A 12,774-nucleotide genomic window follows, 5' to 3' on the forward strand; every position below is an offset into this window, starting at 1 on the left:
GAAGACAAGGTTAAAAAAATGAACGAGATTACTGCTTCATTAAAAAATAAAGAGTAAAAAATTTCGCAAAGAAATCAATGACAAAAATCATTGGCAGTAGAATAATTTATTCGTTTCTTTGTATTATTAAGAATGATTATAAACAACAACATAATGATTAAAACAGATATACTTATAATTGGAGCAGGACCAACGGGTTTATTTGCCGTTTTTGAGGCAGGATTATTAAAATTAAAATGTCATATATTAGATGCTTTACCACAAGCAGGAGGACAACTTTCGGAATTGTATCCAAAAAAACCTATTTATGATATTCCTGGTTTCCCTGAAGTTTTAGCTGGAGATTTAATTGATAACCTACAAGAGCAAATTAAGCAGTTTGAGCCAGGTTACACATTAGGAGAACGTGCTGAAACAATCGAAAAACAAGAAGACGGAAGTTTTATCGTAACCTCAAATAAAGGAACTAAATTTCACGCACCAGTTATTGCTATCGCTGGAGGTTTGGGAAGTTTTGAGCCTCGTAAACCACTTATTGAAGATATCGAGTTTTATGAAGATAAAGGAGTAAAATACTTCATTAAAAATCCGGAGAAATTCAGAGATAAAAGAGTTGTAATTGCCGGAGGAGGAGATTCAGCATTAGACTGGAGTATCTTCTTAGCAAATGTAGCTTCAGAAGTAACTTTGATTCACCGTAGAAATGAATTTAGAGGAGCTCTTGATTCAGTTGAAAAAGTACAGGAATTAAAAACTTCTGGAAAAATTAAATTAATTACACCTGCAGAAGTAATTGGAATCAATGGTGCTGAGCATGTTGAATCGTTAGATATCGAAGAAAACGGCGCACACCGTAAAATCGAAACAGATTATTTTATTCCGCTTTTCGGATTAACACCAAAATTAGGTCCAATTGCAGACTGGGGATTAGACATCGAGAAAAATGCTATTAAAGTAAACAACGCATTAGATTACCAAACTAACATTCCGGGAATCTTCGCTATTGGTGACGTTAATACATATCCTGGAAAATTAAAATTGATCCTTTGCGGATTCCACGAAGCAACTTTAATGTGTCAGGCGGCTTACCAAATCATCAATCCGGGTAAAAAATACGTATTGAAATATACAACAGTTTCTGGTGTAGATGGTTTCGATGGAACTCGTAAAGAAGCTCCAAAAGCAGTTGTTAAGGCGATAGTTTAGTCTGAGGTTCTGAGATGCTAAGATTCTAAGGAACTAAGATTTTTATACATAAAGCTCAAACTTTTAGTTTGGGCTTTTTTAGTTTTAAGACAATCCCAGAGGGATGTAATATTTATAGAATTAACGATATTTGTTAGAGAGAAATCCCATCGGGATGACATATAAATAATTACGATATCGCTCCGCTGGAGCTTTATTATGATGCTATTTTTTTGGCTATAAATATGATGCTCCGCTGGAGCTTTAATACAAACAAAATAAACTTAGTACCTTAGTAACTCAGAACCTCAGAACCTTTAAAAAAAATGGCTTTCGACGAAAATAACGCACAAAGAATCCGAACATTTTTCCAATATAAAGACGCTGATTTTTTCGAGAAGAAAATGTTTGGCGGTATTGTATTTATGGTAGATAATAAATTGTGTTGTGGAACTCGTATTGACAAACAAATTGGAGAAAATCTTTTGTTATGCCGAATTGATGATAAAGCGTATGCAAAAGCAATAGAAAGAGACGATGTTTTACCAATGCCAAATGCAGAAAGACCAATGAAAAACTACATTTTTGTTACAGAAAACGGCTGGCAAAAAAGTCAGGATTTAGCATTTTGGTTACAACTTTGTTTAGATTTTAACCCTCTCGCAAAAGCAAGTAAGAAAAAATAATTGTTTAAGATCAAAAGAAAATTAAATGAGAGAATTCAGCGTTATTTTATTGGGTTTGTTTGTTTTTCTCGTTGGTTGTGATAAACCTAAAAGTGAAACAATTATCAAAAAAAATATAGAAGTTACTACCAATAAATGTCTGCCTCACTTAAGTGATAATCCAAAACTTGAAAATGAAAAGGTACTTATTTATAGCGAAGAAGGGAATGATTCATTAATAATTTCTAAAAATGAATTGAATAAAATTGAAATACTATTTCCAGTATTCAAAGCAGAATTTCCTTCAAATCCCAATGAATCATATGCAAGTAAAACATGGGAGAATTATATCAATCAAGACGGAAAAGAAAAATCCATTACCTTTAGTAGTGAAGCCGGCAGAGATAATTTTTGTTTAATATATGCGTATTATCTCAAGCAAAAAAATGGAGAAGAAAAATTCAAATCAGAAAGAGAAAAGCTAATTCAATTGTATCGTGCAGTAAACGGACTTTACGAAGGTCTAAATTATAGCGGAACTTATTACGGACATCAACATAAAAGGTTATATGCTTCTGCAGAATATTCTATTTATCAATTAACAAAAGGAAAAGAATATTTTGAAAAGAAGTATAATTTCCAAAAGCAAAAAGATTTATATATCAAAACGTTGATTCAATATGTTTCGGATGAAGAAAGTCAAAATGTAGATTATCAAGAAGATCGCAGATATAATAAAAAAAGAGCAACCGAAAGAGCCGAAAAGCTTCAGGAGAAAATTAATATTTTAGAAAAATTAATTACAAATTATTTCTACTTAAATCAGGTTCAGAATTTTGAATTAACGTATTACAAATAAAAGAGTGTGGAAGATTGGTTTAAAAATTTATTATATAAGAAAACAAAATTGGATCTAAATAAACTGAGAATAACGAATTTATAGATCACCAAGAAGCAATGAAATTCTTCAAAAAACATTAGCAAAACACAGATAAAATTTTAAACTTAGAATCTCAGAATCTTAGCAACTCAGAAACTTAAAAAAAACTTGCAATTGTTAAGGTTATGTCTTTACTTTGCACTGTTCTTAAAATTACTGAAAGTTATCACGAAAGGCGGAGGGAAAGACCCAATGAAACCTTAGCAACCCTTTATCATAAAGAAGGTGCTACATTCTACTTTGTACTAATCATAGTATCTAAGATAGATAACACAAATACATAAAAGTATTTCTCAAAACACTTCCTGACAACTTACAATATAATTTTACCGAATTCACTTTGGTATCATGAGCGAATCATTGACGCATTTTTGCCGTCAATCGTTCCCGCTTTCGCCTATATCTCTCCATTTCATTACGAGGATAACGGCTCAATCGGGGCTAATGAGCTAACAAAAGTGAATTTTTGGAATTAATGTGAATCAAAATGACGTATCCTAACAGGTTTTTAATCCCGAGGCTTCGGGAATGTTAGGTATATATTCAAGATAATAATAAAATTAAAAAAAGCTTGACATTTAATGTCTTAGCAAGAAAGGGAAAACCATGTCGATAACAATTCAGGAAGCAATAAAAAAAAATATCCTAATCCTTGATGGAGCAATGGGAACAATGTTGCAGCGCTATAATTTCTCCGAAGAAGATTTCCGTGGAGAGCGTTTCAAAGATTTCCCACATCCATTAAAAGGAAACAACGATTTACTATCCATAACACAACCACAAGCAATTCGCGATGTCCACGCCGCTTATTATGAAGCGGGTGCAGACATCGTAGAAACCAACACATTTTCAGGAACCACAATTGGTATGGCCGATTATTTTCTGGAAGATTTGGTTTACGAATTAAACTACGAATCGGCTAAAATCGCAAGAGAAGTAGCCGATGAGTATACAGCCAAAAATCCGGACAAACCACGTTTTGTTGCTGGTTCAATTGGTCCAACAAACCGTACTGCAAGTATGTCGCCAGATGTAAATGATCCGGGTTATAGAGCCGTAACATTTGACGATTTACGAATTGCGTACAAACAACAAGTAGAAGCCTTAATGGATGGAGGTTGCGATTTACTTTTGGTAGAAACCATCTTTGATACTCTAAACGCAAAAGCAGCACTTTTTGCAATCGAAGAAGTAAAAGACGAGCGTAATCTTGATATTCCAATTATGGTTTCAGGAACGATTACAGATGCATCAGGAAGAACACTTTCCGGACAAACGGTTGAAGCGTTTTTGATTTCAGTGTCGCATATTCCGTTATTGAGTGTAGGATTCAATTGCGCTCTTGGAGCCGATTTATTGAAACCGTATTTGAAAACATTAGCACAGCATACAAGTTTTAATGTTTCGGCGCATCCAAATGCAGGTTTACCAAATGCTTTCGGACAATACGATGAAACTCCGGAACAAACTCAGGCTTTCATCAAAGAATATTTAGACGATAATTTAATCAATATAATTGGCGGTTGTTGCGGAACAACTCCAGATCACATCAGATTAATTGCTGAAGTTGCGAAGGATTATAAGCCACGAGTTGCGCCGGTATTAGTATAAAGGAAATGAAAGGAAATAACATTAATACAGATTTGATAGGGCCAATTCTTTTCTGTGGAATAATGTTTTTGCTGTTTTTTCTTTCGCATAAAGATGCGGATGAATATAATAAATACGAAAAGACGTTTAAAGGTGAAACGATTGGACTTGCAACCAGATTTGAACGTAAAGGAAAAATAGATTATTTAAGATATTATTTTTATGCAAATAAAAAAATCTTGTCTGAGATTTATAGCAATGATGATAATCTTGTAAATAAGTTTTTTAGAGTAAAATATGACTTAAATAATCCCGAAAAAGGAAACTATATTGTTTTAGAAGAATTAAAACCTGATTCAATCACACTAGTTAAAGCAGGTTTTACTAAAACCAAATATTACATATATGATGGCGGTGTGACTTGTAAATATATAGAAAAATCAAAATGGAAATAAATGTTCCGTAGGAACAACAGTAAAAGGGAAATTGTTTCAAAAACGATAATTGAAATCGTGAAGAATAAAAAGTGGTTTTGAGATCAAATTTGCGTGAGGGATAGAAGTGGTTAGCCCACAGCCTGACGAAGGAAGTGCGAGGACTATGAACGGATAGCCCGATTCGCCGCGGCGAACACGCCCAAAGTAAGATTGAAAATAGTAAAGTGAGATTGCTTCGTTCCTCGCAAGGACAAGCAAGACGTTGAATAAAAGTTCGAGAGGAACGAAACATATTGTAGCAATGGAATTTATTCCGTTGAAAATTGAAAAAAAGAAATGGCAGAAAATAGAAGAGACCTTGTATTAGCAGGATTAGAACCGTTGATTATTACGCCAACTAGTGTTTTTGTAAACATTGGTGAACGTACGAATGTTACGGGTTCAAGAAAATTCCTTCGCTTAATCAAGGAAGAGAAGTATGACGAGGCACTTGATATTGCAAGACAACAGGTAGAAGGAGGAGCGCAAATCATCGATATTAATATGGATGAGGGAATGCTTGATGGGGTTCAGGCAATGACTAAATTTTTGAATTTAATTGCATCTGAACCGGATATTTCGAGAGTACCGATTATGATCGACAGTTCGAAATGGGAAATCATTGAAGCAGGTCTAAAAGTAGTACAAGGAAAAAGCGTTGTAAACTCGATTTCGTTGAAAGAAGGCGAAGAAGCTTTTATTCACCATGCTAAATTAATCAAACGTTACGGAGCTGCGGCTATTATTATGGCTTTTGACGAAGTTGGTCAGGCAGATAATTTTGACCGAAGAGTTGAAATCTGTCAGCGTTCGTATGATATTTTGGTTAACAAAGTTGGTTTTCCTCCACAGGATATTATTTTCGATTTGAATATTTTCCCAGTTGCAACCGGAATGGAAGAACATCGCTTAAATGCTTTGGACTTTTTTAGAGGTACAAAATGGGTTCGTGATAACTTGCCTCACGCACATATTAGCGGTGGTGTGAGTAACGTTTCGTTCTCTTTTAGAGGAAACGATACGGTTCGTGAAGCGATGCACTCGGTATTTTTATATCACGCGATTAAGAACGGAATGACAATGGGAATTGTAAATCCGGAGATGCTTTCGATTTATGATGATATTCCAAAAGATTTATTAGAACACGTTGAAGATGTAATTCTTGACAGACGCGATGATGCGACTGAAAGACTTTTGGACTTTGCTGAGAACGTAAAAGGCGAAGTAAAAAGTGATGAAAAAGCGATTCAGGAATGGCGTTTAGGAACGGTTCAGGAACGTATTACGCATTCATTGGTAAAAGGAGTTGATGCTTTTATTGAAGAAGATGTTGAAGAAGCTCGTCTTGCCGCTGTAAAACCTATTGAAGTTATCGAAATCAATTTGATGACGGGAATGAATGTCGTTGGAGATTTATTCGGAAGTGGAAAAATGTTCTTGCCTCAGGTAGTAAAATCGGCGCGTGTAATGAAAAAAGCCGTTGCGTATTTATTACCATATATTGAAGCAAGTAAACAAGCGGGAGACAAACAAGGAAACGGAAAAATATTGATGGCAACCGTAAAAGGTGACGTTCATGATATTGGTAAAAATATTGTTTCGGTAGTTTTGGCTTGTAACAACTACGAGATTGTGGATCTTGGTGTTATGGTACCTCCGGAAAAAATTATTGCTGCGGCGATTGAACATAATGTCGACATTATTGGTTTAAGCGGATTGATTACACCTTCGCTTGACGAGATGGTGTATTTGGCCAAAGAATTAGACAAACAAGGAATTAAAATTCCGATTATGATTGGTGGAGCAACAACTTCGCGCGCACATACGGCTGTGAAAATCGCTCCACAATATAGAGAAACTGTAATTCACGTAAACGACGCTTCGAGAGCCGTTACTGTTGCAGGAAATCTGTTAGATCATAACCGAAAAATATATGCGGCGGATATTCGTGCAGAATACGATTCTTTTAGAGAAACGTTTTTAAATCGTTCAAGAGATAAAAACTTCCTGACGATTGAAGATGCCCGAAGAAATAAATTTCCATTAGATTGGTCCGAATATACACCAACAAAACCAAAAGTAATTGGTAAACAAACTATCGAAATAGAATTGGATGTTTTGGTTCCGTATATTGACTGGACGCCATTTTTTCAGACTTGGGAATTGTACGGAAAATATCCTGCAATTTTAACGGATGAGGTTGTGGGTAAAGAAGCGACTTCGGTTTTTGCAGATGCTCAGGCAATGCTGAAAGTGATTTTGGCAGAGAAAAAGCTAAAAGCAAAAGGTATTTATGGAATTTTCCCAGCGAATCAGGTGGATGATGACGATATTGAATTGCGTGATGAAAACGGAAAAGTTTTAGAGAAATTCTTAACACTTCGTCAGCAGTCGCAAAAAACAAAAGGTGCTCCAAACATTGCTTTAGCCGATTTTATTTTGCCAAAAGAAAGCGGAATAGAAGATTATATGGGAGCTTTTTGTGTAACCACAGGTTTTGGTGTAGACGAATGGGCGGCTGAATTTGAAAAAGATCTTGACGATTATAATTCGATTATGGTTAAAGCACTTGCAGATCGTTTTGCTGAGGCTTTCGCCGAATATCTTCACGAAAGAGTTCGTAAAGAATTCTGGGGTTATGATATCGAAGAATCTTTAACAAATGAAGAATTGATTAAAGAAAATTATAAAGGAATTCGTCCTGCGCCAGGATATCCAGCTTGTCCGGATCACTTGGAGAAACCAACAATCTGGAAACTTTTAAATGTAGCAGAAGAAATTGGAGTAACCTTGACGGAAAGCATGGCGATGTGGCCAGCTTCATCGGTTTCTGGATATTATTTCGGAAATCCAAAAAGCAGGTATTTCGGACTCGGAAAAATTAAAGAAGATCAGGTTGTAGATTACGCCAAACGACGCAATGTACCAACGGATTACGCAATGAAATGGTTAAACCCTAATATAGCAGATTAAAAAGAAAAGGTTTCAAGTTTCAGGTTTCAAGTTATGTACGCTTGAAACCTGAAACTGAAAAAACTTGAAACAAAAAATAAGAATGAAAGTAACAGAACATATAGAAAACGCCAAAGGAAATACATTATTCTCATTTGAACTTATTCCGCCTCAAAAAGGGAAAAGTATTCAGGAATTATACGATAATATTGATCCGTTGATGGAGTTTAAACCGCCATTTATTGATGTAACTACTTCGCGCGAAGAGTATATCTATATTGATAAAGGCAACGGACTTTTAGACAAAAAATTAACTCGTATGCGTCCGGGAACGCTTGGAATTTGCGCTTCTATAAAACATAAATACAATGTTGATACCGTACCACATTTGCTTTGTGGAGGTTTCACACAAGAAGAAACAGAATACATGCTTGTAGATTGTCAGTATTTGGGAATCAATAATTTAATGGCACTTCGTGGTGATGCAATGAAAGACGAACAATCTTTTGTGCCAAAAGTTGGCGGTAACAAGTTTGCTATTGATTTGGTTCGACAAATCAACGATTTGAATTGTGGTAAATATCTGCATGAAGTGATGGATGCCGATAATAAAGCTGATTTTTGTATTGGCGTTGCAGGTTATCCCGAGAAACATTTAGAATCTCCATCTTTACAATCTGATTTAAAAAGACTGAAAGAAAAAGTAGATGCCGGAGCAGATTATGTTGTTACACAAATGTTTTTTGACAATGCTAAATACTTTAAATTTGTAGAAAAAGCAAGAGAAATTGGAATCACAATTCCGATTATTCCGGGAATTAAACCAATTGCAGTTCAAAGACATTTACAAATTTTACCACAAATCTTCAGAATTGATTTACCGGAAGATTTAATCGATGCAGTAGATAAATGCAAGAATAATGCAGAAATCAAACAAGTCGGAATCGAATGGGCAATTCAGCAATCATTAGAATTAAAAGCCGCAGGAGTTCCGGTTTTACATTATTATTCAATGGGGAAATCTGAGAATATTCGCCAAATCGCAAGTCAGATTTTTTAATGTCTTTGCGAGGAACGAAGCAATCTCATGCCGCATATCTTTAGTGATTATAAAAGTGTGGTTGCTTCGTTCCTCGCAATTACAAAGCAGCTTGAAATTTAAACTTAACGATTATGAAACAAGAAGAGTTACAAGCAATAGCTTCACAATTAAAGCATCCAACTGGAGAAAAAGGAATAGAAATGGCAAATATGATGCATGAAACAAACATCAATATGACGCGCCATTCGATTCAGAATCTACATATAACAGCAGGAAATACAATTCTGGAATTAGGTCACGGAAATGCAGGTCATGTCGAATTTATATTCGAACAAGCTGATAATCTAAAGTATTACGGACTTGAAATGTCTGAATTGATGTTTCAGGAAGCACGCCAGATCAACAGGAATTTTGTCTCTCAAAAACAAGCTTTTTTTTCACTTTACGATGGAAATATAATTCCGTTTTCAGACCATTCCTTCGATAAAATATTTACTGTAAATACAATTTATTTTTGGCAGGAACCTGAAAAATTGCTTTCAGAAATTTATAGAGTTTTACAACCAAAAGGGATTTTCTGCATCACTTTTGCCGAAGAAAGTTTTATGAAGCAACTTCCTTTTACTCAATTTGAATTTGAACTTTACAGCACTGAAAAAGCTAAAAAACTGATTGAGAATACGACTTTCAAAATCATAAATACGGAAACTTTAACCGAAAAAGTAAAAAGTAAAACAGGAGAATTGGTCGACAGAGCTTTTACTACTTTGGTTTTAGAAAAATAATGGTTAACGAATTCATGACGCAAACTCTTTATTTTGTACCGTTAGGCACTAAATATTGGTAGAAATCATAAATTAAAATAGATTTGGCGTGCCGTAGGTACGCGACAAACCGATATCTATTACGTACCTACGGCACGCCGACACATTTCGAATTTACGATCAATCTACCAATATTTAGTGCCTAACGGCACAGTTAATTCGCATAAATTAAAAAATCATTTGAAATTATTTTAATCTGTGGCAGTAAAAAATAATTTTAGTACTCAATTTTTGAGTAATTTAATTGATTTTTATTTTCACATTTCTATTCCCAAATTGTAATACGATTAAATTATGGAGCTTAAAAAAATCAATTTTCTAAAAAGCTACAGCAGTGTATTGTTGCTTTTGGGCGGTATTACACTCGGTAGTATTTTTGGGTTAGTTTTTAAAGAAAAAGTTGCTGTTATAAAACCTATTGGAGATATATTCTTAAACTTGCTTTTTACAGCAATTATTCCACTTGTTTTCTTTACCATAACGTCCTCGATCGCCAATCTGGAAAAAACAGAAAAGCTGGGAAGACTATTTGTTATAATGATTGCGGTTTTTTTAGGAACGCTTCTTATTTCGGCTATTGTTATGATTATAGCCGTTTCTCTTTTTCCAATTCATGAGAACATTATAATTACTAAAATTCCGCTTGAAAATATTAAATCGGGAAGTGTTGGTGATCAAATAGCGCAATTGCTTGCTACAAATGATTTTTATGAATTATTGTCCCGAAAAAGTATGCTGGCACTTATTATTTTTTCCTTTTTAATAGGATTTGCAACTTTGCAGTCAGGAGAAAAAGGAAATGCTTTCAAAAGTTTTCTGGACTCCGGAAACGAAGTGATGAAACAGCTTTTGACTATGATTATGAAATTAGCTCCAATAGGTTTAGGTGCTTATTTTGCTTATCAGGTTAGTTATTATGGTCCGCAATTATTTGGAGTTTACGCAAAACCATTAGGAGTTTATTATGCAGCTTGTGTATTTTATTTCTTTGTGTTTTTTAGTTTATATGCTTTAGTGGCGGGAGGAAAAAGAGCTTTTGTAGTTTTTTGGAGCAATAATATTACACCTTCATTAACGGCAATTGGAACTTGCAGCAGCATTGCAACGATTCCGGCAAATTTGGTCGCAGCCGAAAAAATGGGAATCCCAAAACATGTTCGGAATTTAGTTATTCCGCTTGGAGCGCCATTGCATAAAGACGGTTCAAGTATGTCGTCTATCTTGAAAATAACCTTTCTTTTTGCCATGTTTGGAAAAGATTTCACTTCACCTTCAACCATACTTTTGGCATTAGGAATTACCGTAATCGTATCGATTGTAGAAGGCGGAATTCCAAATGGAGGTTATATAGGAGAAGTTCTTGCCATTACAGTTTATGGTTTACCAATGGAACAAGCTTTGCCGGTTGCCATGATCTTAGGAACTCTTGTTGATCCAATCGCAACTTTATTAAATGCGAATGGCGATGTAATTTGTTCTATGATGGTCTCGCGATTCTCTGAAAAGACAAAGTGGTAATTTTTCCCCAACAATAAATAAAAAATCAGTGTTAATCAGCTTAATCAGTGTCATCTGTGGGCGATGTCTACAATAGCACTTGTGTATAAGCATTTAAAAAATACATAATGAATTCAGTACTTCAGCATGATCTAAATGATATCGAAAATATTCTTAATCAGGCAAAACAACAAGGAATCGACTTTTTGAATAATCTTGAAAATATTCCAACTTCTAAAAAAGAATCAATTGATCCAACAAGAAATTTAAATGAAGAAGGTTTAGGATCATTAGCAACTTTAGAAGAATTTAAAGAACGATTGGCGCCTTTAATGGTTGCTTCTCCGGGACCAAGATATTTAGGTTTTGTAACCGGAGGATCAACACCGGCTTCTCTTGCAGGAGATTGGTTGTCTTCGGTTTATGACCAAAATACACAATCGATAAAAGCACAAGGAGGAAACTCGGCATTGATAGAATTTGAAACAATCCATTTATTATTACAATTATTAAGATTGCCGGATTCTTTTTTGGGCGGATTTGTAACCGGTGCAACAATGTCTAATTTTACCTGTTTGGGAGTTGCAAGACAATGGTTTGGAAATCAATTAGGGAAAGATTTTGCCAAAAACGGAATTTCTGAAACGATAAATATTCTAACTGCAACGCCACATTCTTCTTCTGTAAAAACGCTGGCGATGTTAGGCATCGGAAGTAATAATTTTACCTCAATCAAAACTGTTGAAGGCAATCGCGAAGCAATAGATATTATTGATTTAGAAGAAAATATTAAAAAGTTAAACGGAAAACCTTTCATCTTAATTTCGAGTGCAGGAACTGTAAATACAGCTGATTTTGATGATTTTAAAGCTATTTCAAAACTAAAAGGAAAACATAAATTCTGGTGGCATATCGACGCTGCTTTTGGCGGATTTGCTGCTGCTTCAGAAAAATACAAACATCTTGTAGAAGGTTGGGAAGGAGCGGATAGTATTACCGTCGATTGTCATAAATGGCTAAATGTTCCTTATGAAAGCGCTTTTTATTTGATTAAAAAAGAACATGCAAGTTTACAGATTGAGACTTTTCAAAATTCAAACGCACCTTATTTGGGTAATCCGTTAGAAAATTTTAATTACCTGAATGTAGTGCCTGAAAATTCAAGACGATTACGAGCTTTGCCAGTTTGGTTTTCTTTATTGGCTTATGGAAAAGAAGGTTTTCAGGATATAATAGAAAATAGCGCTCATTTGGCTTTGCACTTTGGAAACGAACTTATTGAAAATGGAAATTTTGAACTTCTGGCACCAATTCGATTAAATAATGTTTGTTTTACTTTAAAAGGAAATCATAATCAGGAAAAAGTAAGTGAGTTTTTGACTCGTTTAAATGATAGAGGAAAAGTATTTATGACGCCAACAGTGTATCAAAATCGCAAAGGAATCAGAGCGTCTTTTGTGAATTGGCGTACAACAGAAAATGACGTTAAAATCATAATGGAAGAACTAAAAGAAACAATTCTGGATCTCGAAATATAATATAATTACAATTTTTTAAAGCCCGCTTATTTGATAAGCGGGCTTTTTTTATGGGCAAATTTTTA

At 34.7% G+C, this 12,774-nt stretch carries 10 protein-coding genes and 1 riboswitch; all 10 genes read left to right on the forward strand.

Translation table 11 applies throughout. The annotated features are described in order from the left end of the window. Positions 1 to 153: 153 nt before the first annotated feature. The 10 genes from CLU81_RS15355 to CLU81_RS15400 all read left to right on the forward strand — a co-directional run bounded on the left by CLU81_RS15355 (position 154) and on the right by CLU81_RS15400 (position 12,709). Positions 154 to 1,206, forward strand: a complete 1,053-nt coding sequence (locus CLU81_RS15355; protein ID WP_099710608.1) for an NAD(P)/FAD-dependent oxidoreductase — start codon at positions 154 to 156, stop codon at positions 1,204 to 1,206. Positions 1,207 to 1,511: 305 nt separating this feature from the next. Then, complete coding sequence (locus CLU81_RS15360; RefSeq protein ID WP_099710609.1) at positions 1,512 to 1,871, forward strand: TfoX/Sxy family protein; 360 nt, start codon at positions 1,512 to 1,514, stop codon at positions 1,869 to 1,871. 25 nt (positions 1,872 to 1,896) lie between these two features. After that, complete coding sequence (locus CLU81_RS15365; RefSeq protein ID WP_099710610.1) at positions 1,897 to 2,709, forward strand: hypothetical protein; 813 nt, start codon at positions 1,897 to 1,899, stop codon at positions 2,707 to 2,709. Positions 2,710 to 2,950: 241 nt separating this feature from the next. Next, a riboswitch (SAM riboswitch) is annotated at positions 2,951 to 3,064 on the forward strand. Positions 3,065 to 3,396: 332 nt separating this feature from the next. Next, complete coding sequence (locus tag CLU81_RS15370; RefSeq protein WP_099710611.1) at positions 3,397 to 4,401, forward strand: homocysteine S-methyltransferase family protein; 1,005 nt, start codon at positions 3,397 to 3,399, stop codon at positions 4,399 to 4,401. Between the two features lie 5 nt (positions 4,402 to 4,406). Further along, positions 4,407 to 4,835 (forward strand): hypothetical protein, encoded by a 429-nt coding sequence (locus CLU81_RS15375; protein WP_099710612.1) that lies wholly within the window; start codon positions 4,407 to 4,409, stop codon positions 4,833 to 4,835. Positions 4,836 to 5,153: 318 nt separating this feature from the next. Beyond that, positions 5,154 to 7,829 (forward strand): methionine synthase, encoded by a 2,676-nt coding sequence (gene metH / locus CLU81_RS15380; RefSeq protein ID WP_099710613.1) that lies wholly within the window; start codon positions 5,154 to 5,156, stop codon positions 7,827 to 7,829. Between the two features lie 82 nt (positions 7,830 to 7,911). Beyond that, positions 7,912 to 8,868: a methylenetetrahydrofolate reductase [NAD(P)H] gene (gene metF, locus CLU81_RS15385; RefSeq protein WP_099710614.1), complete on the forward strand. Its 957-nt coding sequence runs from the start codon at positions 7,912 to 7,914 to the stop codon at positions 8,866 to 8,868. Positions 8,869 to 8,981: 113 nt separating this feature from the next. Beyond that, positions 8,982 to 9,635 carry a class I SAM-dependent methyltransferase gene (locus CLU81_RS15390; protein WP_099710615.1) on the forward strand — a complete coding sequence of 218 codons (654 nt, stop codon included), beginning with the start codon at positions 8,982 to 8,984 and terminating at the stop codon, positions 9,633 to 9,635. A 333-nt stretch (positions 9,636 to 9,968) separates the two neighbouring features. Then, positions 9,969 to 11,192 carry a dicarboxylate/amino acid:cation symporter gene (locus CLU81_RS15395; RefSeq protein WP_099710616.1) on the forward strand — a complete coding sequence of 408 codons (1,224 nt, stop codon included), beginning with the start codon at positions 9,969 to 9,971 and terminating at the stop codon, positions 11,190 to 11,192. A 107-nt stretch (positions 11,193 to 11,299) separates the two neighbouring features. After that, positions 11,300 to 12,709 carry a pyridoxal-dependent decarboxylase gene (locus CLU81_RS15400; protein WP_099710617.1) on the forward strand — a complete coding sequence of 470 codons (1,410 nt, stop codon included), beginning with the start codon at positions 11,300 to 11,302 and terminating at the stop codon, positions 12,707 to 12,709. Positions 12,710 to 12,774 lie beyond the last annotated feature (65 nt).

The organism is Flavobacterium sp. 9 (assembly GCF_002754195.1).
Taxonomy (GTDB): domain Bacteria; phylum Bacteroidota; class Bacteroidia; order Flavobacteriales; family Flavobacteriaceae; genus Flavobacterium.